Origin of the sequence: Petrimonas sulfuriphila (assembly GCA_038561985.1) — a bacterium.
GTDB lineage: Bacteria > Bacteroidota > Bacteroidia > Bacteroidales > Dysgonomonadaceae > Petrimonas > Petrimonas sulfuriphila.
On the sequence record CP073276.1, the window covers coordinates 1,086,202 to 1,111,750 of the forward strand.

A 25,549-nucleotide genomic window follows, 5' to 3' on the forward strand; every position below is an offset into this window, starting at 1 on the left:
CATCCAATATAGATTTTGGCGCTTTCGTCCCGGCAGTTGCTTCCAGGAAGGTTAACCGGGAGTCGATAATAACGGTATCTCTGGGTTCAACGGCATCGGCCTGGGTATACAAGGAAACTTTCCGGGCCTGCTGTGCCTCTTTTTTTTTACAGGATTGGATGGAACAGAACAACACCGCAAAACCGATAAAAGACAGGGAAATTATTTTGTTGCGTTGATTTTTCAAAACAGCGACCGTTTTAGCTCAACTCCAAATCAAATTCGTCGGATAACTTTTGCAACGAAGGGTTTTTCTGTACCAGTTCATCAAAAATCTCTCTCGAAGTCAAGGGTTTCTTAACCACGGTTGCTTCTGAAATTTTAATGGTCATCGTAATATCATCGTTCTGCAAACTCTCCCGCAAGTAGGCTAAGATTACGTTGCCATAATCATCCAGATAATTCTTGTTGATTTCCGTGTTCACTTCCACCTCAAAAACAGTGTTTCCCAGCATCTTGGGCTTATAAAGCATCATCGTATTTCTCAGCAGCTTTTCCTCGACCAAATTCTCAGCAAATTCTTGCCAGGCTTTTTGCAACTCTTCTTCGGTAAAGAGCCGGTTGCTCTGCCTGGGTTCCGCCTGCAGAGAAATACTTTTCTCAACCGGTTTTTCCGGATTCTCTTCCGTCAATGATGACAACGAAACACCCAATCCCGCAATCGTTGTTACGGTTGACTTCTTCTCTCCTGGGATTACGGGCAGGGGTTTAATTTCCGGTTTTGGTTCGGAAACAGTCCCTGAAATTTGAACTGGTTGTGTTTTTGTTTTCGGATGAACTTTTTCCGATGGAGTCACGGGGTTAAGGTTTTTAGGATCTTCGGAATTTTCCGATAACTGACAAAGCTTGATAAGGGTCAGCTCGAGCAACAAGCGTTTGTTTTTACTCATGCGATAGTTCAGGTCGCAATCGTTGGCCATCTCAATGGCTTTATATAAAAACGCGTTACTGCACTGTTTTGCGGTGGCAACATACTTTTCACGAATAGATGCTCCCACTTCGAACAATGTTGCAGTTACGGGATCTTTACAAACCAGTAAATCGCGAAAATGCGACGTTATTCCGCTAATTACATACTGCCCCTCGAATCCCCGGTTCAAAATATCGTTCAGAACCAACAGGCAATCTACCACACTTCCCGCAACGATGGCATCGGTAAGCTTGAAATAGTATTCGAAGTCGAGCACGTTGAGGTTCTCAATCACCGATTTATACGTAACATTTCCCGCTGTATAACTTACTGTTTGATCAAAAATGGAAAGCGCATCACGCATCCCCCCGTCCGCTTTCTGCGCGATGATGTTTAATGCTTCGGGTTCGGCAGAAACATTTTCCTTCTGCGCAACATATTGTAAATGATTCACCATATCGGCAACGCTGATGCGGTTGAAATCATACACCTGGCAGCGTGAAAGAATGGTAGGAATAATTTTATGCTTCTCCGTAGTTGCCAAAATGAAAATAGCATGTGCAGGAGGCTCCTCCAGTGTTTTGAGAAAAGAGTTGAATGCCGATGTGGAGAGCATATGAACCTCATCTATAATATACACTTTGTATTTCCCTATCTGAGGCGGAATGCGTACCTGATCAATAAGCGAACGGATATCATCCACGGAGTTGTTGGACGCGGCATCCAGTTCGTGAATGTTGTAGGAACGTTGTTCATCGAAAGCCACACACGATTCACATTGATTGCAGGCTTCATGTTCAGGTGTCGGATTCAGGCAGTTGATGGTTTTCGCAAAAATACGGGCACACGTTGTCTTTCCCACACCCCGCGGGCCGCAAAACAGATAAGCATGAGCGAGTTTATTTCCTGTAATGGCATTTTTAAGCGTAGTGGTCAATGCCTCCTGCCCCACCACTGAGCGAAAAGTCACCGGCCTGTATTTCCTCGCCGAAACAACATAATTGTCCATTTTTTCCTGAAATTATGAAAGACAAATGTACGAAAAAAACTCAAAATCTCTATTCATTTGATGAATAGCTTGAGAACTTCAATGAAATTTTTGTACTTTTACACCAAACAAAAAGAGCTATTTCGCTAAGCGAGACAGGGCCAGACTTGCTTGAGCGAAGGCGACTCAAATAGCCTGATGAAACCGAATGAATTATGAATCAATATTCTCTAAAATCATTTTTCGTACTTACCGCTTTTCTTATGATCTATGCCTGCTCATCGAGCAAGAAAGCTCAGATCGACACTATCGGTGAAGATTCTTTGAAACGGGAACAAACCATCGTTCCCGACACCTTTGTTTTGCCATACATCCCTGAAGAGATGACCAATTCCGATGCCCGTGCCGTATATCTTGTGATGCACTACTGGGACAGGTTCGATTTTTCCGACGAAAAGCTCACACTTCGTCCTGAAATTACAGAGCAGGCTTTCGTGGATTACATCAATATTCTTTCTTATGTTCCGTTCGACAGAACCAAAGAATCGCTCAACTACACGTTAAGGAAAGCCGAAGCGAACAACACCATGTATACTTATTTTGGCACGCTGTTCGATAAATATTTCTACGGTGCCAATTCCCCATTCCGCAACGAAGAGTTTTACATTCCCGTTTTGCAGGAGTTGGTAAATTCCGAAATTCTATCCGAAACGGATAAATCCAGGTACCGGTTCCAATTCGAGATGGTAATGAAAAACCGCGTGGGAGAGACGGCCAATGACTTCGCCTACACACTGGCTTCGGGAGAATCACAAAGGATGCACTCCATCAAAAGTGAATACCTTGTTTTGATGTTTTCAAATCCCGGATGTTCTACTTGTGCCTCTGTTACCGATGTGCTAACAAAGTCAGTCACTCTTAACAAGGCTTTTTCAATGAACTCGCCTACCCGCACAATGATAACCGTATTAACCGTTTATCCCGATGCAGATATCGACGAATGGAGATCATATTTACCGCAGATGCCTGCAAACTGGATACACTCGTACGATAAAGAAACAACTATTACCAAACAGAAACTGTACGACATTAAAGCCATTCCAACGCTGTATTTGCTGGACAAAGACAAGAAGGTGATCCTTAAAGACACCTCCATTGAAGCCATTGAGTCGTTTTTTGCAAAGCCTAATTAGTCAGGAACTCCTTTTACCAATAATTTTACACTTCAAACTCCATGGAAATGAAAAAAGAGATACTTTACCTGCTGTTGTTTACGTTAACAACAACGCTGTTTGCCCAGAACTACGATGAAACCAAAGCCGGCAGCTATGTATTACCGGAACTGCTAAAGGCTCAAAACGGCAAAGAAATCGTGTCTGCGGAAGACTGGGACAGGATCCGCCGTCCAGAAATTCTAAAACTTTTTGAGGATAACGTGTACGGGCAGGTTCCCAAGGATTTCGATAAAATCGAATTCAAGGTGTTGGAACAAAACTACAAGGCATTGAACGGAAAGGCCACCTATAAGCAGGTAGCTGTTGACGTTATCCGGAACAAAAAAGTTATTACTGTTCAGGTCCACTTGTTTATCCCCAACAAAATAAAAAAGCCGGTTCCTGTATTCCTGACGATTAACCACCGCGGACTGGATACGATGCAAGCATCACCCGAAAATGAGTTTTGGCCTGCCGAAGAGATTGTGAACTCTGGCTATGCCATTGCCGGATTTGATGTAAAGGACGTCGCACCGGATCACAAAACAGACTACGTAAATCAAATTCTCACCAAACTTTATCCCGAGCAAACCCTGCAACCAAACGGAATGCGTGCATTAGGCGCCTGGGGCTGGGGCGTCAGCCGGATAATCGATTATTTTGAAACCGATAAGGATATAGATGCCAGTAAGGTAATTGTTGTTGGACATTCCCGTGGGGGCAAAGCTGCACTTTGGTGCGGAGCACAAGATAGACGGGTAGCCATTGCCGTATCGAACGAGTCGGGAAACTCGGGCGCAAAAATCTCCCGCAGGAATTTTGGAGAAACAGTGGAAGTAATTACCCGTAACTTCCCGCATTGGTTTGTTCCGGGATATGCTGCTTTCGCCAACAACGAAGGAAACCTGCCTGTTGACCAACATATGCTGCTGGCATTAATGGCTCCCCGGGCAGTCTATGTCGCCAGTGCAGCCGATGATTCGTGGGCGGACCCCAAAGGACAATACCTGGCTCTGGTTGCCGCACAACCGGTTTTCAGCCTGTTTGGCCTCAAAACAAGTTTACCCGCCAACATGCCCCCGAACAACGAACAGGTCATTCAGTTGCCGTTGGGCTTTCATAACCGAGACGGCATCCACAACATGAATCTTTTCGACTGGAAACAGTTCGTCAAGTTTGCCGACGAATATTTTAAGAACAACAACAAAAAATAGAATATAGCATGAAACAAGTATGGTCACTTTTGGGTGCCACGACCGCGGCATTCATTCTGATATCCTGCAGCCAGAAAAAAAGCAGCGATGCATCCAGCGGTTGGACTCCTCTCTTCAACGGAACCGATTTAACCGGTTGGACGGTAAAAATTAAAGGTTACGATGCGGGCGACAATTTCGGCAATACATTCCGGGTGGAAGAAGGCATGATAAAGGTACGTTACGAACAGTATGACTCGTTACGCGACCGTTTCGGCCACCTGTTTTACAACGATGAGTTTTCGCATTATAAACTGCGAGTAGAATACCGTATCGTTGGCGAGCAATGTCCGGGAGCACCCGGATGGGCGTATAAAAACTCCGGAATCATGGTACACGGGCAGACACCGGAGTCAATGGAAAAAGACCAGGATTTTCCCACTTCCATTGAGGTACAGTTGCTGGCCAGCGACTCCCTGGTGCAAAGGACCAATATGAATGTTTGCACACCCGGAACAAATATCGTCATGGACGATCAGTTGATCCTTGATCATTGCATCAACTCTTCCTCGGAAAACTTCTACGGTGAAGATTGGATAACGGCCGAAGTAGAGGTCAGGGGAAACAATGTTATTAGTCATATTATCAACGGCGATACGGTTTTACAGTACAACCGCCCACAGTTGGATGAAAGGGATGCGACCTACGCCAAACTTATCGTGATGAACGGTGGCGACAAAATGCTGAGCAAAGGGACCATCTCGCTTCAAAGCGAAGGGCACCCCATTGATTTTAGGAAAGTGGAGATAATGAAACTGGACGATTGACTTTCTTGACTGAATAAAAAATCCCGCTCTCACGAAAGGAGGCGGGATTTTTTTTTTAATCGGTTACGTTTAGTCCAATTGCGGTCCGGACGCAACTAACGCCAATGCATCGTCGTTGTCGCAATATTGCTCAAAGTTTTTGATATATTTGGCCGCAAGCGATTTGGCTTTTGCTTCCCACTCGGCAACATCAGCGTAAGTATTGCGCGGGTCAAGAATTTCAGTGTCCACATTGTTCAATGCGGCAGGCGCAACCAGGTTCAAGATAGGAATCTGAATGGTTTCAGCTTCTTCAATTGAACCATCGATGATGGCGTCAATGATGGCACGTGTATTCTTTAAAGAGATGCGCTTTCCTGTTCCGTTCCAGCCTGTGTTTACCAGGTAAACTTTTGCATTGTGTTCTTGTGCTTTTCCAATCAATGTTTTTGCGTACATAGTCGGGTGCAGGGTCAGGAATGCTTCACCAAATGCGGGAGAGAACGAAGGAACCGGCTCGGTAATACCGCGTTCAGTGCCTGCTAGTTTTGAAGTAAAGCCGGAGAGGAAGTGATATTGAGCTGATTTCTCATCCAAAATAGATACCGGAGGTAATACGCCAAACGCGTCAGCCGACAGGTAAATGATTTTGCTCGCATGTCCTGCGCGAGATGGAGAAACAATTTTACTGATGTGATAGATGGGGTAAGAAACACGTGTGTTCTCTGTTTTTGAAGCGGCAGCGGAGTAATCGGGAGTTCCGTCAGGAAGAACAGTTACGTTTTCCAGCAATGCATCGCGACGAATAGCTCTCCAGATATCGGGTTCTTTGTCTTTTTCCAGATCAATAACCTTGGCGTAGCAACCACCTTCGTAGTTGAATACACCGTGATCGTCCCAGCCGTGCTCGTCGTCACCGATCAGATAACGTTTCGGGTCTGCTGAAAGAGTCGTTTTTCCCGTTCCCGAAAGCCCGAAGAAAATGGCTACGTCTCCTTCTGTACCTACGTTAGCCGAGCAGTGCATAGAAGCAATACCTTTCAATGGCAAATAATAGTTCATCAGAGCAAAGATACCTTTTTTCATTTCACCTCCGTACCAAGTACCGCCAATCACCTGCATTTTACGAGTAAGATCAAACAACGTAAATACTTCTGAATTCAGACCTTGTTCTTTCCAGTTTGGATTGCTGGTTTTGGAACCGTTTAAGCAAACAAAATCAGGCTCACCGTAGTTTGCCAGCTCGTAGTGTGAAGGACGAATAAACATATTGGTCACAAAGTGTGCCTGCCAGGCTACTTCCATCACAAAACGCACTTTCATACGGGTATCTTCGTTGGTGCCGCAGAACGTATCAACAACATACAATTTTTTAGCTGTTGAAAGCTGAGTTGTCACGAGATCTTTACAGTGGTCGAACACCTCAGGAGTAGTCGGGCGGTTGATGGTACCGTCCCACCAAAGCGTGTCTCTGGTAGTGTCGTCCATTACGATGAATTTGTCTTTGGGTGAGCGGCCTGTAAATTTTCCGGTATCCACTGCTACTGCACCGGTTGAAGTCAGCACGCCTTTTTCAAAACCTTCATTGGCCGGATCAATTTCCGCCTGAAATAACTCTTCGTAAGTAGGATTGTGAAGGATCTCGAAGTTGCCTACAATTCCATACTTGCTTAAATCTAAATTTGCCATGTTAATAATAATTGTTTGTGAATATAAATGTGTGAATAAATCTCTATCTGCTCAAACCGTTTTACTTGTGAATAACATCCTAAAACATCAACGATATCCTAAAACGGCGACAAAAATAATTAATTAAGTTGAGATAATAAAGTAATTAAAGAAAAATTTCTTTAATTATTCCTGTTTTAACTCAAATTTCTTTCCTGAGAAAAAAACACTCAAGTAAATGGAACAAAAAAACGGTGAAAATGTTTATCGTTGAGACCAAAAATATTACCTTTGTTTTTCGAAAAAAGATAGTATGAACAATTTGTTATTACAACAATGAATGTAATTGATTTTTCGAAAAACAACTCACTCCTGAATTCTTTTGTCCGTGAAATAAGAGACATAACCATCCAGAACGACAGGCTCAGATTCCGTAGAAATTTAGAAAGGATCGGTGAAATAATGGCTTATGAAATCAGTAAGGATTTAAGCTACAAAACAATATCCGTAACCACCCCTCTCGACGTGGCCGAAGTTTCTGTCCCCGATGAAGAGATTGTTATCGGCACCATTTTACGGGCAGGATTACCTTATCATCATGGCGTGCTGAACTATTTTGATTGTGCCGGAAATGCGTTTGTGTCGGCTTACCGGAAATACAAGGAAACAGGGCATCAATCGTTTGATATTCATATCGAATACATTGCCTCGCCCAGTATTGATGGAAAAACGCTTATCCTTACCGATCCAATGCTGGCCACAGGAAGCAGCATGGAACTGACGTACAGAGCTTTACTAACGAAGGGAACACCTCGGAGGATTCATATTGCATCCATTATTGCCAGCCAGCAGGCTGTGGATTATTGCACCCAACATTTTCCTGAAGATAAAACCACCATATGGGTCGCAGCTATTGATCCGGAATTAAATGAATCCTCTTATATCGTACCGGGAATTGGCGATGCAGGCGATTTGGCCTACGGGGAGAAGATTTAGGTTGATAGACTACTACTCATAAAATTTTTTCTCAAAAGCGTTGAATTCTCCTTTTTTCAGGATTAATCGTTTCCAGATCGCAGAGATGAATCCTGCACCGTATCCGAAAAGTTGTGTCCAGGCTGCTGCAATACTGTAAAAGCCGACCCTCAACGAGTTGTTTCTTGCGGTTGAGTCGATCAGTACCAGCAAGCTGTATAATGCGGGAGCAAGCACAACGACCGGGTAAAAAAAGGATAAAAGCAGGGAAAGAACCATCACTGTTACGAAGAACGATGGCAGAAAGTGTACTAATCTTAATGAACCCGGGTGCGCCAGGTGCAAATTGATCCGGGCTATTCCTGAATTGTAAACTTGCTTGAAAAACTGCCTGAAGGTCGACCGGCGTTTATGATAAACATATGCTTCGGGAATAAGTGCCGTTCCAAATCCTTTTTTAAGCAGCCGGAGGCTGAAATCGATGTCTTCCCCAAAACGCATCTTACCGTATCCGCCAAGGGCTTCGAACGCTTTTTTGGAGACCCCCAGGTTGAAACTCCGGGGATGAAACTTATCCATCGATTTTTTTCCGCCGCGAATACCTCCGGTAGTAAAAAAAGAGGTCATGGAATAATTTATAGCTTTCTGTACCGTTGTAAAGGAGGGCAACGCATTATCAGGGCCACCGTAGGCATCAACAAAATTCCTTTCCAGGTAAAAAGAGACATACTCCATGTAGTGTTCGGGGATAATACAGTCGGAATCAAAAAAAATGAGGTAGTCATACTTCGCTTTTTTGGCACCAGCGTTTCGGGTCAGCCCAGGACCGGAATTAGGTTTCTCAAAATAAACAACAGGGAGTTGCGATACATATTTCTGGACTATACCATCGCACTTCTCAGACGACCCATCTTCGGCAATGATTACTTCAAAATTCTTGCCGGATTGTCGGGTTAAACTGTCTAAAAGCTCGTCAACTTCTTCCGGACGATTGTAAACAGGGATAACAACAGAAAAATTCATGTTCACGAAATTGGAATTACAGTGCAAAACTAATTAAATTAAATGATTTTATCTGTAATCCCAGCCATTTCTGTGATTTTATAAAAAGTATTAAAAATATGTGAAAATATATAGAATTCTTAAAATTAATCTTTATCTTTGTCAACTTTCAACGTTTTACTATTTCGGGAGGAACAGTTGGAAAATCAGGGAAAGGTAAAGCTGAGTTAGAAGAAACAAAAAAATCAATCGAGTGAAGTTTGTAAAGTTGTCCATATTAATCATTATCTGCGCATTGTTGTTTTCCTGCAAAAACAACGAAAATGGGGTTGCGCTTAAAGGTGACATCTCCAGCCTGGAAAATCCCCAGGTTCTGGTTTCTTATTTCGCCGGCGATACCCTCGCTATCGACACCATCATGAGCGATAAACGCGGCAGATTTACGTATAAAAATACCATAGATACCCTTACTGTATTTTCGTTGTATTTCAACAACCAAAGTTCTTCAGTCATGGTTTTTGCCCATCCGAAAGATAACATATCCATCAAAGGGGATGCGCAACTGTCCGATTTAATCAAAGTAAACGGAAACGAAATAAACAACGACCTCACGTTGTTTAAAGAATCAAACAAAGAGCTGCTTCAACAACGTACGCTTTTACTTCGTAACCTGAAAGAAGAAAAAGAATCGAACTCCGCGTCCAATAATAGGATCTTAGCCAATGCTGACGAAATAGCCAAGATCAACTCTTTCAATCAGGAGTTGACATTAAATGCCGAAGAGCAGGTCAAAAAAAATCCCACAAAAATATCGAGCCTGATTCTTATCAACGAGTTTTTTGCCAACTCGGAAAATCCGAAAGGGCTTAGCCGTGTATTGGAATATATGCAGGGGGATATACTGAAATCGAAAATGGGGTTGAACCTGAAGGCTTATTCCGAAAAAATCAACCGCTCCGCAGAAGGTTCATCTATGCCTTACTTCCGGCTGGTTGATAAATCGGGCGACACCATACAATCGTACGATTACCGGGGAAAATACCTCTTGTTGTCTTTCATCTCAACTACAGGAATCGATTCCCGCGAAACGATTCAATCACTCAAGCAAACCTACAGGGATGTTAACAAAGACAGCGTGGAGTTCATTTCCGTATATATCGATTCCGATATTTATCCCATCAGTTATATTGAAAACGATTCTATCCCGTGGACCGTTGTACCGGAGAAAAAAAGCTGGGCATCAGACATCGTGGAAGCATACAATATTGAGTTCATTCCGAACAATATCCTTATTTCCCCTGCCGGCATCATCAGCGACAGAAACGTCCCGGCCATCGCAGTGGAAAATGCACTTAAAAATTCTGTAAAAAACAATCGTTAAATGCCATGCTGGTCAAGGTTTTTGGTGCGGCAGTACAAGGTATAAATGCCACACTTATAACTATTGAGGTAAATTGCACAAAGGGGATCAAGTTCTTTCTGGTGGGTTTGCCCGATGCATCAGTGAAAGAAAGCCACAAAAGGATTGTATCCGCCATTCAGGTAAGCGGTTTTAAGTATCCCCGGCAACAAATTGTGATCAACATGTCTCCGGCGGATATCCGGAAGGAGGGATCAGCTTACGACCTGCCCCTGGCGATAGGCATACTGGCCACCTCCAAAACCATTATGGCGGATAAACTGCCCGATTACCTTATCATGGGTGAGTTATCGCTCGACGGAAATATCCTGCCCATCAAAGGTGCCTTACCTATAGCTATCATGGCTAAGGAAAACGGATTCAAAGGGTTCATCCTTCCTACGGAAAATGCTAAAGAAGCAGCTGTTGTGGAAGGATTGGAGGTTTACGGGGTAGAAAATATCCGTCAGGTCGTCGGTTTTGCAAACAATGAACTTGAGCTTGAAAAAACAACCGCAGATATAGGGCAGGAGTTTTTGCAGAGCCAGTCGAATTTCGAGTTCGACTTCAGCGATGTAAAAGGACAGGAAAATGTGAAACGCGCGTTGGAAGTAGCGGCTGCAGGTAGCCACAATATAATTATGGTAGGGCCTCCCGGCGCAGGGAAATCGATGATGGCGAAACGAATGCCCTCTATCCTCCCCCCTTTCACCCTTGAAGAGGCACTCGAAACCACAAAGATACACAGCGTTGCCGGCAAACTGGAAAAAGGCATCTCCCTTATGTCGCGCAGGCCATTCCGGTCCCCACACCATACCATCAGTAATGTAGCCATGGTCGGTGGCGGAGCCGATCCTCAACCGGGTGAAATCAGTTTGGCCCACAACGGAGTGCTGTTTTTGGATGAACTTCCGGAGTTTAATCGAAATGTTCTCGAAGTGATGCGTCAGCCATTGGAAAACCGAAAAATAACAATTTCCCGCGCCAAATATTCCGTGGAGTACCCTGCGAGCTTTATGATGGTTTCGGCCATGAATCCCTGCCCTTGTGGTTATTACAACCATCCCGATAAAGCGTGTGTCTGTCCGGGAGGAGCCGTACAGAAATATTTAAACAGAATCTCAGGACCTTTACTGGACAGGATCGATATCCATATCGAAATCGTACCGGTCGCGTTCGAAAAGCTATCCGACAGCACTCCGGCCGAACGCAGTGCAGAAATCAGTAAACGTGTGGTAAAAGCCCGCCGGATTCAGGCGGAACGGTTTAGAAAAACTCCCGGCATATATTGCAATGCGCAAATGACATCGAGAATGCTGCTCGAATATGCTGCTCCCGATGCAGCGGGACTGCAATTACTCAGAACCGCCATGGACAGGCTTAGCCTATCGGCAAGGGCCTACGACAGGATACTGAAAGTTTCCCGGACCATTGCCGATCTGGAAGCCAGCCCCCATGTCTTACCGGTTCATCTGGCGGAAGCAATCAACTACCGCAATCTCGACAGGGAGGTTTGGGCGGGGTGATTTGAAACGGAAAGAAGTAAGGAGAAAGAATGAAAGAAAAAGATACAATATATGAGAACCTGTTTCGAAAAGTTGCTTTTCGGGACGATGAGCAGGCCTTCAGGGAACTTTTTCTCGAATTTTATCCGGCACTGTGTGTATTTGCCATGCGGTATATCACACAGGAAGAAACAGCCAGAGACGTTGTGCAGGATGTTTTTTTTAAAATTTGGAAAAACCGGAAAAGCATGGATATAACCGTTTCTTTTCGCAATTTTCTGATTACTTCCGTCCGCAACCATTGTACGGACTATCTACGGAAGCAGGAAGTAGAAAACCGCTATCAAGAAGAAAACATGTTGTCTGTCATTCACACTTCACCGGAAGAAGTATATACCTTAAAAGAGTTGGAAACCACTATTGGCGAAGCATTGGCAAAACTACCGCCCAACGTGCGGGAAGCGTTCGAGATGAGTCGCTTTAAGGGAATGACCTACCTTGCCATAGCCGATAAAATGGAGGTTTCCCAAAAAACCATTGAATCCTATATCAGTAGGGCATTAAAAATTTTACGCATTGAATTGCGTGATTACCTTCCCTTTTTACTGCTGTTTATATAGATATTCCTTTTCACCCCACATTGTTAAATTTTTACTTTTCTTAAAAAACTTCACTTTTTTTATAGGGTAACCCGGGAGTTGTTCGTCAAGTATATATAAATGTCAAAAACGAGATGATTGAAAAGGAGAATCCCAATTCTTTGAATGCTTTACTGGAGAACTACGAGAAACAAAAAACGATAGACGCTGTAGCTGATTGGGAACAATTGCGGAAACGCATCACGTCCGATCGGAACAGGCGCTTGTTCTTCAACTACCTGAGAAATACGGCCGCGATTCTTCTTCCCCTGTTTCTGGTATACCAGTATACGCTCTATCCCATTCTCAAAAAAAGCGGGTCCATCGTAGAAACCATTACGGTCACCTCTGCTCCGGGGATGGTGACAAAAACCATACTTCCGGACGGAAGCGAAGTATGGCTGAATGCGTTAAGCTCACTTACCTATCCACAACGCTTCACAGAAAAAGAACGCAGGGTTCAACTTTCTGGAGAAGCTTATTTCAAAGTAACCTCCGACAAGAAACACCGTTTTAATGTGGAAACACCCCAAAAAATGGTCGTCAGCGCTTACGGAACGGAATTTAACGTAAATGCTTACGAAAGTGAGACAAGCCACGAGGTTACTTTGGCAAGCGGACAGGTAGAGGTCTCTTCTGAAATCGGCTCAAAAGCAACGGAAACGTTGGTGGTTGACGAAAAGGCGATCCTCCAGGTTAAAACCGGTAATATCCATGTGGTAACGGCAGATACCTACGTAGAAACAGCCTGGAAAGACGGTAAAATGGTGTTCCGCCGGGAAAAATTGGATAAGATTGTGACCAGGCTTTCGCGCAAATTCGGAGTAGATATACACCTTGAGGGCGACAGGCTTAAAGAGTATGAATACACGGCCACGTTTACCGACGAAACGCTCGAGGACATCCTCGACCTATTGAAACGGTCGGCCCCCATTACCTATTCCATATCCAAACAAAAACAATTAAACAATGAAACATTCACTCGAAGAGAAGTAACTATAAAATCGAAATAAGGAGGGCTGCCAATGATAAGATAAACACCAATTGAAACACAAAAAACGGGAGAGTTTAATACCTCTCCCGCCCATGATTTACATTACCATCGCGGAAAATCTCACCTCACCGCCAGGCAATCAATTACTAAACCCATAAAATGAATTTAATAACAATGTAAAAGTATGAATAAAACAACAAAAAACCAAAAAGCACACCTTTTTTATGCTTTATTAAAAAAAATCCCTATTGCTATGAGAATAACGCTTTTACTACTGTTTGTGCTCACTTTTCAACTACAAGCTGAACACATCTATTCTCAGGACACCAAAATTTCGCTGAATTTGAAGCATTCAACCATCGAAAAAGTATTGCAAACCATTGAAGAGAAATCCGATTATTACTTTCTGTACAACAACCGGTTAATTAATGTTGACCGGAAAGTAAGCGTGCGGGTAAGGAATGCCGCTATTTCAGCCGTACTGGAGAAGCTTTTTAAATCGGAAAATGTGGATTATGAAGTGAAAGGGACACAAATCATCCTTTCTCCTAAGGAAATGTACAGCCAGATAACTGCAGTTGCCGAAGCGGTGCAACAACAAAAAAAAGCCATTACCGGAACCATTATTGATGCCGCCGGCGTACCCGTTATTGGGGCTAACATTGTTGAAACCGGAACAACCAACGGTACCGTTACCGATGTGGATGGAAAATTTTCACTAAATGTGGAAGACAACGCTATTATTCGTATTTCGTACATCGGCTATTTGGAACAAGATATCAACACTTCAGGAAAAGCTAGTTTCAACATTACACTCCTAGAAGATACACAGGCGTTAGAAGAAGTGGTTGTTGTGGGATATGGTTCGATGAAGAAAGTGAATTTAACAGGGTCCGTTTCCACTATAAAATATGATAAAGGTTTAGAAAACAGGCCTATTACAAATGCTTCGCAATCACTTTCGGGTAAAATACCTGGTATTTGGGTAAGCCAGAATTCCGGTTCTCCAGGTAGCGATGGCGCTACTATTCGCATTAGAGGATTTGGCACACTTAACAATACTAATCCTCTTGTGCTTATTGATGGGGTAGAGGGTCGTATGGCAGAATTAAATCCAAATGATATTGAGAGTATTACAGTTTTGAAAGATGCTGCTTCAGCAGCTATTTATGGGTCCAGAGCTGCTAATGGTGTTATCCTTATAGAAACTAAAAAAGGTGAAGGATTGGATGGAATTACTCTTAATTATAATGGATATGCCGGAATGCAACAATTAGTGCGTCGGTATGATTTAATTTCGGATAGTCCTGAATATATGGGGTATTGGAACGCTGCAATTATTAATAGCGGAGGTTCGCCCCTCTTTCCTGAAGATGTTATAAATTCGTTTAAATCAGGTAATGATCCGTACAAATACCCAAGTACAAATTATTTTGATGAGGTATTCAGAAATGCTTTTACAACTCAGCACAATTTGTCTGTATCAATAAATAATAAAGTATCTAATACTTATGTTGGGGTTAATTATTTAAAACAGGATGGTATTGTGAAAAATACTAATTCGGACAGGTATGGTATTACTGTAAATAATAATACAAAGATTAATAAATGGTTGGATTTAGGTGCGAAGATCAGATTTTCAAGAAAGAATTCGCATCAACCTTACGATGGAATAGGACGTGTAATATACATGATGGCAAATGGACATCCCTTCTCTACACCCTATCTTCAAGATGGTAAAACCTTTGGTGGTACTCAGGCTTTGTATCTTTCGGGTGAAAGAGCAGGGCAGCCTATTGTAGATACTAGGAATCCCTTTCCTGATTTATATAACGGACGCAACGATAATACCAATAACTTTATGAAAGGTAATATTTTTGCAACTGTGAAGTTTATGGATGGATTGAGTTTGACTACACAATATAGTGGGCAGTATAATAATAACATGTATGACCGTTATAATGAAACGCACTTTTGCTATACGGATCTAGATTTAAATAACAAAACAAAGCCTCTTGATTATCCATCGACTCTTAATATTATTAGGAGTGATAATGACGAATATTATTCGACTTTCTTTTCTAACCTTAATTTCAATAAAACATTTAATGAAATTCACGAGATTTCTTCTGTGGTAGGTGTTCAAACCGAAGATTTAGTTCTTAGAACGGTTCAGGCTCAGAAATCTGATCCACCTAAAGATGGATTACATCAGGTAAGTTCAGGTACATCTAATCCGATAGCAAATGGAAACAAATTTTCCTGGCGCATGCTTTCTTACTTTGGTAGGGTTAACTATGCTCTGATGAGTAAATATTTGTTTGAAGCAAATTTCAGGTCTGATGCATCATCTAGGTTTGCAAAAGGTAACCGTTGGGGATATTTCCCTTCTTTTTCAGCTGCTTGGCGCTTGAACGAAGAATCATTTATGAAGGGAACTGGAATCTTTGACAACTTTAAATTAAGAGCATCGTGGGGGAGATTAGGTAATCAAAATATTGGAGAATCGAGCAACAGAGATTATTTTCCTTACCTGACAATTGTAACTCAGTCTTACGCTACTAGCTATAACTTCGGTAATCAACTTGCACCAGGTGCAGCTGTAACATCATTAGTTGATCCAAATATTACATGGGAAACAACAACCTCTGCCGACTTAGGTTTAGATTTGGGTTTTTTAAAAAACAGACTTACTATTGAAACCGATTTATTTCTGAAAAAAACAAGGGATATTATTGTTCAATTGCCTATACCTAATGTTATGGGTGGTCTTACTCCTCCTTTTGAAAACGTTGGAGAGATGACAAATAAAGGTTTTGAAATTAATGCTAATTGGAACGATAAAATTCAGTCATCGGGTTTGTCTTATGGTATTGGTGCAAATCTAACATATGTTGAAAATAATGTAGATAAGTTTAGAGGTGGAAAATCTCCAGACCAATTATACCTGATTAGGGAAGGTTATTCGTATAGAACTTTATATGGTTTCATACAGGAAGGTGTTTACCAATCTAACGATGAAGCTGAGCAGCATATGCATAGCAATGGATATATTCCGCAAGCAGGTGACTTAAAATATAAGGATTTGAATAATGATGGAAGACTCGACTATAGAGATAAAAAGGAGATTGGCAATACAATACCTAAGTTTGTTTATGGTGTAAACGGTAATCTTTCATGGAAAAACTTTGACTTGAATTTTGTATTATCAGGCATTGCTGGAGTAACTGGGTATTTTCAGAATTCATGGACTCAACCTCTTGGAATATCTGGAGGTACTATAACAGAGAGATGGCGTGATGCATGGACTGAAGATAATCCATCAAAGACAACTCCTCGAATTGTTATAAATGATACTTGGAACAGACAAGAGTCATCATTCTGGACAACCGACATGTCATGGCTGAAGCTGAAAAATATACAGTTGGGTTATTCAGTGCCAGAAAGTATAGTAACCAAACTTTCACTACAAAACGTATATCTTTATGTAAATGGAACCGATGTTTTTACGTTGGTTAGTAGCAAGTATGAAGGTTTTGATCCTGAAAGAGATACCTTTACAGATGGTTATGGGCATTATCCCATACCTCGTATTTATTCAATGGGATTAAATATCACTTTTTAAATTTAATAAATTATGAGCAATTTGAATATAAAATTATTATCATCTATTTTCTTGTCGATATTATTAGGACTCTATTCTTGTGATAACTATTTAGATATACTTCCAGATGATCAGATTACAAATGAGACTTTTTGGAAATCTCAACAAGATGTAGAATTGGCATTAAATGGTGTTTATAATACTCTGAGAAATAACTATGTTTATGGTTATGGTGGTGGTTATGATGCTTGTACACCTAATGCATACCAATGGGCACATTGGGAAGGACAACAAATGCAGGTAGGTGCGGGTCAAATATTTTCAGGTTCCGGAGGTATTGTTACAGAAAGATGGAAGTTTTGTTATCAAGGAATCTATAGAGCAAATTACTTTTTAGAAAATGTTGATAAAGCAGAAGATGTATCGGCAGAGCTTATAAATCGATATAAAGGCGAAGTTTACTTTTTAAGAGCAGTTTTTTACGATTTACTTGCAAAAACATACGGTGGTGTACCTTTAATACTTAAAACAATTTCGACACAAGAAGCTCGTGAATTGACACGTGCAAGTGAAGATGAAGTATGGAATCAAATCCACAAAGATTATGATGAGGCAATTAAAGTACTACCTAAAACAGCTTCTACTGGACACATTACTCTCGGTGCTGCTTTAGGTATGAAAATGAAAGCATATTTGTATAATTCGCAATGGGATAAAGTTTTGGAGTATAGTAATAAAATTGATGATCTGGAAAAATATTCACTTTTCCCTTCATATTATGGATTGTTTCAATTTGAAAACGAAGGTAATAGCGAGACAATTTTTGCACTGAGTTTTATGGCTGGACCATTTAGTCAGGGTAGTGTGTTTGATAGGTACTGGCAACCACAAAATCTTAAATATGGAATAGATGGTTCTAACTCTGTTGTTCCAATACAAGATTTAGTTGACGCTTATGAAACAATAGATGGTTCTCCTATTGACTCCGACAATCCCTATAAAAATAGGGATCCGCGTCTTGACTTTACCATATTACGTCCGGGAGCATATTTTCAGGGACAACTGTATCCTATCGAAATTAAGAACCATACAGGGCAGAAAGTTGGTTTTGGAATTAGAAAATATACAATTGAGACGATGCAAGTTAAAGGTAATGAATCTCCATTAGATTTTATGATTCTTCGCTATGGCGATGTTGTATTATGTAAAGCTGAGGCGCTTATTGAATTGAATCAGAATATTGACCAGGCTATAGATCTTATTAATTTGATTAGAACGAGTCGTTCTGATGTGAAAATTAAACCAATATCTAAAGGATTATCACAATCGCAGGCGCGGGAGGTCCTTAGAAAGGAAAGAAGAATTGAGCTTGCCCTTGAAGGACAATATTGGGATGATATTAAACGCTGGAAAGCTGGTACGGAAATCTATCCAGTTGAAGTAAGAGGTGCTCTTGGAGAACTAATTCAAGTAAAATTCCCTGATGGTTATAATATATCAAAAGATAATCATTTGCCAATACCTGACAGTGAAATCGCATTGAATCCTAATCTCACTCAAAATCAAGGTTATTGATTTTCAGAGAAATAAAAAAAGAGAAATTCAATTTTCTCTTTTTTTATCTTCGCGTTGTTGACACTTGTTACCGAATGCTCGTCTGAAAAATTGGAATCGATAACCGAGGAAAAGGAATGGAAACTATCCATGTTATCCTATACCTTTTATTAATTCATAGCGATTGAAGTTTTAGATAAAACAAGGCAGCTCGACTTGAAACACATTGAAATCTATACAGGACAAAAGATGAGAGAACATTTCAGTGATGTTATTTTTGACTATGATCTAACTCCCGAAAAACAAGAACACCTGAAAGAAGTGGCAACGTCGAAAGACATAAAATTGTATCGTCCGGTGTTTGGACTTCTTCACGCTAAGAGTGGGAGAAAGTGTTTTCTTTTGCCAAAAACAAGGAGATGGAATTTATAAGTGCAGAACCATCTCGTGAGGATTGGGACATTGTCGAAAACCTTGCCGGGAAATATGGCATAAAATTGGTGATTATATTTACAAAATTTAATTTTATTATACATTACAACTTAATTTATGACCTCCAGAAGACAATTTTTAAAAACCCTCGGTGGGGTAACGCTTCTCACTGTGGTTCCCCGAAATGTATTGGGGAAAGGGTTTGTCGCACCCAGCGATGAACTGACAAAAGGCATTATCGGCGTAGGCGGAATGGGTCGCGGACACATTTCTTATGACAAGACGCGCGTTGTAGCCATGTGCGATGTCGATAAGAACCACCTTAACCAGGCCGCAGCCCTGGTAAAAGACAACATCAGCCTCTATCACGACTTTCGTGAGCTTATCCTCGACAAAAATGTGGATATTGTGCATATTGCGACTCCGCCCCACTGGCACGGGATTATGTCGGTAGAAGCAGCCAAAGCAGGAAAAGATATTTTCTGCGAAAAGCCGATGACCAGAACTATCGGCGAAAGCAAGCGTGTTGTTGAAGCCATTCAGCAATACGGAAATATATTCAGGTTGAATACATGGTTCCGGTTCAAAGACCCGTTTTATGGACTGGGCACGCCGGTAAAGCCACTCAAAAAGCTTGTCGACAGCGGACTTCTCGGCTGGCCGTTAAAAGTTACTATCAGCAAACATACCGGTTTTGACTGGAAATTCTACTGGGTAGGAAAAACACATCTTGAACCGCAACCCATTCCCGAAGAACTCGATTACGACATGTGGTTGGGCCCGGCTCCTTACAAACCATACAATGCACATCGCGTGCACGGAACATTCCGCGGATACTGGGATTACGACGGCGGTGGCCTGGGTGATATGGGTCAACACTATATCGATCCGGTTCAGTATTTGTTAGGAAAAGACAATACAAGCCCGGTAAAAGTAGAAGTGGATGCTCCTCAACAACATCCCGACGCAGTAGGTACCTGGCGTTCCATTACATACACCTATGACGACGGCTGCCAGATTATTCTGTGGGGAGGCGACTACGGTGAGCCTAATACGCCCTATATTGCCGGGCCAAACGGAAATGTCTACAGAAACTTCGTCTGCGACATTCCCGACTGGCAGAAAAAACTGGCCGATTTCCCCGAACCGACAGAACAAAATACCAATTTCATCGAATCAATACGCAACCGACAGAAATTCGCTTTGAACGAATTGAACGGACACCGTTCCGCTACTATTGTGAACATGGGTGCCGTAGCACTCCGGTTAAACAGAACAATCGAATACGATCCGGTGAAAGAGATTTTTGTGAACGACGAGGAAGCCAATCGCTTATCCGATCAGCCAATGCGTGCGCCGTGGAGTATTTAGATTGAACAAGGTCGAACTAGATTGAATAAGATTGAAACATAGGCAGCCCGCCATCTATCTTTACCAATCTTTGTCAATCTTATAAAACAATTAAATTAAACAACAATGAAAAAATACCTATCCATTTTAACAGCCATTCTGCTCGCAACGGGTGCATTAATGGCTCAACTGCCGCAGGGCAGAACAAGTGCCACCATTATTGCGGATGCACTGGCACAACTTCCGGCCGATAATCAAACTCAATATAACCGGACGATGACCGATCTGGTTTCCACGGGAGAACAGGGTTTACTGGACTTGATCGGACGAATGAACCCTCCGGGCAACCGGAGCAACGAAGCATTGGACTATGCCATCAGCGGATGGACAAACTTTGTGGCAAACGATGATGCCAAACGGGCCCTTGCGGCAAATGCTTTCGGAAAAGCATTGAACCAATCGCTGGATAATGAAGTAAAAGCTTTTGTTATCCGCCAGCTTGGACAAATAGGAACTGACAACAATGTGGAAACTTTATCTGCTTTTCTGAAGGATTCGCACCTTTCAGCTCCGGCTGTACAGGCATTGGCTTCCATCGGAAGTGAGAAGGCAAATCAAGCCATCGTTGCAGCACTTTCGGGTAACGCCCCGGATGCTGTAAAGTTCAATATTGTGAACGCACTAACTCAGACCGGATACAGCCAAGCCGAACCCGCACTGCTCTCAACACTGTCACAAAATCCCTCAGCAGAACTCAGCAACGCATTGCTTACGGCTTTAGGAAGCCTGGGAAGCCGCAATGCCCTTATCCCACTGAAAAATGCCGCACAAAAAGTCAATTATTCCTATCAGCTTAACAACAATGCTACGGCATCCTACCTTTCTCTTTTAAAAAGATTAACTCACACCGACGTTAAGTTGGTGGAAAAGGAGGCAAATGGATTGCTCAACTTTGCCATAAAGCAAAACCGTTCCGATCTGAAAGTGGCTGCAGCCGGGCTTTTACTGGCAATTCCTTCGACGGACAAAAATAAACTCCTCAACAGTGCACTGAAAGACGGGGATATCGCTTACCTGGCCCGTTTGCTTAACGCCTATCCTTTCAACAACGACCGAAAAGCGGTTGAAAGGATTATGAAGGAACTAAGTCCAAAAGCTTCTGCAGAGAAACAAACCGCCATCATTTACTGGTTGGGCGATAAGAAAGTAGCGAATACAGCTAATATGCTTGCCAATTTCGCTACATCCGGTAATAAAATGGTACAGAAAGCGGCCATTTCTTCCTTGGCAAAAATTGGAAACGAACAAGCGATGCTTGTATTAGCCGGACTATTGAAAAGCCAGGACGATGAAACGGTGTTGCTCGCCAAAGATGCTTTATCAACATACAAGGGTGATATCTCCTATACACTTGCATCGGTTTTCAACGAAAGCGGGGATGTCGGGAAAAAAGCTATCCTACAGCTTATTGCCAACCGGAAAATGGAAAGTCAGTATAACCTGGTTTATAACCAAATGTTCACTGGTAACGAAAACGTAAAAACAGAAGCAGCCAATACGCTTCAATACGTTTCTACGGATAAAAACCTGCCCGACTTGTTCACATTGCTCGAACAATCGGATGCTGCCAATGTTCCCGCTCTTCAACAAGCTGTAAACGCAGCCCTGTCGTATCTTCCGGCCAACGAACAAATGAAGCTGGTATCAGACCGGATGAACAAGTCTGTAAACAAGCACCTTTACTATACTGCACTGGCAAACAGCGGGTCTCAAAAAGCAATGGAGATGATTACCAAGGCCTACAATACCGAAACCGGGGCCAATAAAAATGCCGCTTTTGATGCACTGACCAATTGGAAATCGTTCAACTCCATTTACCCGATGCTGGATATAGCCAGAAACAGTAAGAACAAAAATGAATTGAGCAAAGTAACGGATGCAATCGTTGCTACCATCAATAAATCAAATGAAACAGGAGCCATAAAATACCTGTATCTCCGTGAAGTGATGCAATTTGCACAGACCGAGAAACAGAAAAACGACATTCTCCGCCTGTTGGGAAACACCGGACAATATCAGGCTATGCTTTTCGTAGCCCCGTATATGGATAATGTGGCATTGAGCGAAAATGCCGCATTGGCTGCCATGAACATCGCCACAAATAATCCGGCTTTTGCGGGTGTTGTAACTACCGGAATCCTCCAGAAAGTGAGTAAAACATTGAAAAATCCAGATGCTGGCTATCAACGTGAGTCCATAAAAAAATACCTGGACGAAAATCCACAAGACGGAGGTTTTGTGTCCATCTTCAACGGTAAAAACCTGGACGGATGGAAAGGCTTGGTAGAGAATCCCATCAAACGCGCGAAAATGACGCCAAAAGAACTCGCTGCAGCCCAGGTAAAAGCCGACGCAGCAGCAAAAACGGGCTGGGTCATCGAAAACGGTGAACTGCTCTTCACCGGAAAAGGGGACAACCTCTGTACCAACAAACAATACGGAGATTTCGAAATGCTGGTTGACTGGAAGCTTTATCCCGGGCCGGAGCCTGATGCAGGGATCTACCTTCGCGGCACGCCACAGGTTCAGATCTGGGACACCGCCCGTGTAAATGTAGGAGCACAGGTTGGATCAGGTGGATTGTACAACAACCAGCAGAATCCGAGCAAACCGCTAAAAGTTGCTGACCAGAAAGTAGGTGAATGGAATACATTCCGAATCAAGATGATTGGTGAAAGGGTGTCGGTGTGGCTTAACGATGAACTGGTTACTGACAATGTAGTGTTGGAAAACTACTGGAACAGGAGTCAACCCATCTTCCCGACGGAACAGATTGAGTTGCAGGCACACGGCAGCAAGGTGGCTTATCGCGATATATTTATTAAAGAAATTGAACGCCCCGAACCTTTCCAGCTTCCTGCTGACGAAAAGAAAGAAGGTTTTCGGGTACTCTTCGACGGTACTAACCTCAACGAATGGACAGGAAACAAAAAAGACTACGTGGTGGAAAGTGGAAACATCGTGCTGAATCCCAGCCAAAATTTTGGCGGCAACCTTTACACCAAAGAACAATTCGATAATTTTATATTTCGTTTCGAATTTATGCTCACACCGGGTGCCAACAACGGATTAGGCATCCGCGCGCCGCTAGAAGGCGATGCCGCATATGGAGGAATGGAATTACAGATTCTTGATAACGATGCCCCGGTCTACAAAAATCTCCAAATCTACCAGTATCACGGTTCGGTTTATGGCGTTATTCCTGCTAAACGCGGTTACCTGAAGCCTGTAGGCGAGTGGAACTATCAGGAAGTAATTGCCGATGGCGATCACATCAAAATTATTCTTAACGGTACAACTATCCTGGACGGAAACATCCGCGAAGCCTCCAAAAACGGGACGATTGATAAACGGGATCATCCCGGGTTATTGAATAAAACCGGACATATTGGTTTCCTGGGGCACGGCTCCTTGGTAAAATTCCGAAACATCCGGATAAAACCACTGAAGTAACAATTTATCCAAGAGACGCATTGAATGCGTCTCTTTTTTTTGGTCCATCGGCACAAAGATGCTGTTTATCGATATTAACCCTCTCGATACCCGATATTTCAAAATAAAAACTATATTTGCAATACAGATCTGACAATTGCAAATATACACTCAATCGTAAACCTGAAAACCTATGTAGGGTCTGCTGAATAATTGATATTTATGCTGAAAATCAGCAAATTAATTGATCTAAAATTTGTATATCTGCAAGATATTGAGTATTTTTACTTCATAATCCTTGCATTTTATGATACGATACAAGAGCTCCAGGCAGCTTTCAATTTCAGAGTTCAATATGCCCTTTGAGGCCAAACTGGATGAGAATAACCGGTGGCTTGTTCTTTCTAAAATAGTTCCATGGGAAGAGCTCGCCCGGCTTTATTAAGAACTTCAAAAAGTAACCGGGGTGCACCCACGAAGGATGCCAGACTTGTGCTGGGAGTGATCATCATCAAACACATCATGAAGACGGACGACCGTGGAGTGATCGAGATGATCCGGAAGAATCCCTACATGCAGTATTTTCTCGGGCTCGAGGCCTTCACCTATGAACAGGTGATGACACCGTCACTGCTGGTCTCCATCCGAAAGCGAATCGATCTGGATGTCTTTGAATCATTGACGGATGATCTGATAAGAAAAGGATTGAAGCTGAAAGCTGGGGAAAAACCGGAAGAGGTTGACACGGATAAGAAGGATGAAGATGATAATGATGACGACCCTGATTCGCATCCGGGTAACAAGGGAAAACTCCAACTGGATGCCACTGTTTGTGATGCGGACATCAAGTAGCCCACCGACCTGGACCTGTTAAACGAGAGCCGTCAAAAGGCAGAAGAATTGATTGATGATTTGTGTTTGAAGCTGGGAGTTCAGGATAAACCCCGCACCTACAGGAGAGTTGCTCGCAAGGAGTTTTCTGAATGTGTCGAAAATGAAGAGAAAACCTGCCAACGTGTTAAGGAAAACGATACGAAAGCAGATCAACTACCTGAAACGGGATATACGGATTATTAACAAGATGCTGGACGCCATAAAGGTTGAACCGATTCCTTTCGACCGGTGGCAACTGAAATATTTTTTGTCATCCAGCATCTGTTGGAACAACAGGAGACCATGTACAGGAAAAAGACACATCAAGTGGAGGATCGCATCGTGAACATTCATCAGCCACATGTACGTCCAGTCGTGCGTGGCAAGGCCAAGGCAAAAACAGAGTTCGGGGCGAAGATCAACATCAGCCTGTTGGATGACTATGCCAGGATGGACAAGATATATCTTATCCAGGAGAACAGGCGGATCTGCTACACCGGGGAGCCGCCGCTGGGCCGAAAGCCGGTAAAAGCGATCAGGAGCAGATACCGGAAACGTAAAGAGCGACTGGAAGCGGCAAAACACAACCGGGTTGAGGGGAAGTTTGTTCTGGTCAAACGTGGATATGGCTTGAATGATATCCGCGCCAGACTGTCCTCGACGTCAAACAGTTGAATAGGGGCTATCATTTTTGTGATGAACCTGATCCGGCATATGAGAGATATTCCCCTGCCTAATTTTGTCTCGTTACTACTGAAGCTGATGAAAGTGAGAAATATAAACATTTATCCACTCAGACCTCAAATGAAATTTTGTGCCTGATTGGAAATTAATAAGCACACCCTAAGTAACTGCTATTCATATTAGTAAATAATACTGATTAAGAGGCAATTTGAGTAAGTTATCGAATAGG

Annotated in this window: 18 protein-coding genes; 15 read left to right on the plus strand and 3 right to left on the minus strand. The window is 42.6% G+C overall.

The features are described from left to right. Nucleotides 1–239 precede the first annotated feature (239 nt). Nucleotides 240–1,958 carry a DNA polymerase III subunit gamma/tau gene (locus tag KCV26_04395; protein ID WZX37625.1) on the minus strand — a complete coding sequence of 573 codons (1,719 nt, stop codon included), beginning with the start codon at nucleotides 1,956–1,958 and terminating at the stop codon, nucleotides 240–242. A gap of 194 nt (nucleotides 1,959–2,152) precedes the next feature. Here KCV26_04395 and KCV26_04400 point away from each other — a divergent pair, with 194 nt between their 5' ends. From KCV26_04400 to KCV26_04410, 3 genes are read left to right on the plus strand one after another with little or no spacing between them, the layout of a single operon-like run. Further along, nucleotides 2,153–3,130 (plus strand): DUF5106 domain-containing protein, encoded by a 978-nt coding sequence (locus KCV26_04400; GenBank protein WZX37626.1) that lies wholly within the window; start codon nucleotides 2,153–2,155, stop codon nucleotides 3,128–3,130. Nucleotides 3,131–3,177: 47 nt separating this feature from the next. Then, on the plus strand, nucleotides 3,178–4,365 hold the full coding sequence (locus KCV26_04405) for an acetylxylan esterase (GenBank protein WZX37627.1): 1,188 nt from the start codon (nucleotides 3,178–3,180) through the stop codon (nucleotides 4,363–4,365). 8 nt (nucleotides 4,366–4,373) lie between these two features. After that, nucleotides 4,374–5,171 (plus strand): DUF1080 domain-containing protein, encoded by a 798-nt coding sequence (locus KCV26_04410; protein WZX37628.1) that lies wholly within the window; start codon nucleotides 4,374–4,376, stop codon nucleotides 5,169–5,171. A gap of 69 nt (nucleotides 5,172–5,240) precedes the next feature. On the opposite strand, the gene pckA is transcribed toward KCV26_04410, so the two are convergent. Continuing rightward, nucleotides 5,241–6,839, minus strand: coding sequence for a phosphoenolpyruvate carboxykinase (ATP) (gene pckA / locus KCV26_04415; GenBank protein ID WZX37629.1), 1,599 nt, complete (start codon nucleotides 6,837–6,839; stop codon nucleotides 5,241–5,243). Nucleotides 6,840–7,154: 315 nt separating this feature from the next. On the opposite strand from pckA, the gene upp reads away from it, so the two are divergent. Then, nucleotides 7,155–7,814 carry a uracil phosphoribosyltransferase gene (gene upp, locus KCV26_04420; protein WZX37630.1) on the plus strand — a complete coding sequence of 220 codons (660 nt, stop codon included), beginning with the start codon at nucleotides 7,155–7,157 and terminating at the stop codon, nucleotides 7,812–7,814. 12 nt (nucleotides 7,815–7,826) lie between these two features. Here the strand turns inward: upp and KCV26_04425 are convergent, their stop codons facing one another. Next, the gene (locus tag KCV26_04425) at nucleotides 7,827–8,816 is read right to left on the minus strand and encodes a glycosyltransferase (GenBank protein WZX37631.1); all 990 of its coding nucleotides are present in this window, start codon (nucleotides 8,814–8,816) and stop codon (nucleotides 7,827–7,829) included. Between the two features lie 232 nt (nucleotides 8,817–9,048). On the opposite strand from KCV26_04425, the gene KCV26_04430 reads away from it, so the two are divergent. The 11 genes from KCV26_04430 (at nucleotide 9,049) to KCV26_04480 (ending at nucleotide 25,311) form a co-directional block, all read left to right on the plus strand. Further along, entirely contained in the window at nucleotides 9,049–10,176 is a 1,128-nt protein-coding gene (locus KCV26_04430; GenBank protein WZX37632.1) for a DUF4369 domain-containing protein, read from the plus strand. 5 nt (nucleotides 10,177–10,181) lie between these two features. Further along, nucleotides 10,182–11,720 carry a YifB family Mg chelatase-like AAA ATPase gene (locus tag KCV26_04435; protein ID WZX37633.1) on the plus strand — a complete coding sequence of 513 codons (1,539 nt, stop codon included), beginning with the start codon at nucleotides 10,182–10,184 and terminating at the stop codon, nucleotides 11,718–11,720. 29 nt (nucleotides 11,721–11,749) lie between these two features. Then, nucleotides 11,750–12,319 carry an RNA polymerase sigma-70 factor gene (locus KCV26_04440; GenBank protein WZX37634.1) on the plus strand — a complete coding sequence of 190 codons (570 nt, stop codon included), beginning with the start codon at nucleotides 11,750–11,752 and terminating at the stop codon, nucleotides 12,317–12,319. Between the two features lie 113 nt (nucleotides 12,320–12,432). Next, nucleotides 12,433–13,350 (plus strand): DUF4974 domain-containing protein, encoded by a 918-nt coding sequence (locus KCV26_04445; protein WZX37635.1) that lies wholly within the window; start codon nucleotides 12,433–12,435, stop codon nucleotides 13,348–13,350. A gap of 165 nt (nucleotides 13,351–13,515) precedes the next feature. Next, nucleotides 13,516–16,956, plus strand: a complete 3,441-nt coding sequence (locus tag KCV26_04450) for a TonB-dependent receptor (protein WZX37636.1) — start codon at nucleotides 13,516–13,518, stop codon at nucleotides 16,954–16,956. Nucleotides 16,957–16,968: 12 nt separating this feature from the next. After that, nucleotides 16,969–18,510: a RagB/SusD family nutrient uptake outer membrane protein gene (locus KCV26_04455; protein WZX37637.1), complete on the plus strand. Its 1,542-nt coding sequence runs from the start codon at nucleotides 16,969–16,971 to the stop codon at nucleotides 18,508–18,510. A gap of 528 nt (nucleotides 18,511–19,038) precedes the next feature. Further along, nucleotides 19,039–20,292, plus strand: a complete 1,254-nt coding sequence (locus KCV26_04460; protein ID WZX37638.1) for a Gfo/Idh/MocA family oxidoreductase — start codon at nucleotides 19,039–19,041, stop codon at nucleotides 20,290–20,292. A 105-nt stretch (nucleotides 20,293–20,397) separates the two neighbouring features. Next, the gene (locus KCV26_04465; protein ID WZX37639.1) at nucleotides 20,398–23,784 is read left to right on the plus strand and encodes a DUF1080 domain-containing protein; all 3,387 of its coding nucleotides are present in this window, start codon (nucleotides 20,398–20,400) and stop codon (nucleotides 23,782–23,784) included. 286 nt (nucleotides 23,785–24,070) lie between these two features. Next, nucleotides 24,071–24,208: a hypothetical protein gene (locus KCV26_04470; GenBank protein WZX37640.1), complete on the plus strand. Its 138-nt coding sequence runs from the start codon at nucleotides 24,071–24,073 to the stop codon at nucleotides 24,206–24,208. Beyond that, entirely contained in the window at nucleotides 24,181–24,615 is a 435-nt protein-coding gene (locus KCV26_04475; GenBank protein WZX37641.1) for a transposase, read from the plus strand. Before KCV26_04470 ends, KCV26_04475 begins: the two co-directional genes overlap by 28 nt. Nucleotides 24,616–24,885: 270 nt before the next feature. Further along, nucleotides 24,886–25,311 carry a hypothetical protein gene (locus tag KCV26_04480; protein ID WZX37642.1) on the plus strand — a complete coding sequence of 142 codons (426 nt, stop codon included), beginning with the start codon at nucleotides 24,886–24,888 and terminating at the stop codon, nucleotides 25,309–25,311. Nucleotides 25,312–25,549: the final 238 nt, after the last annotated feature.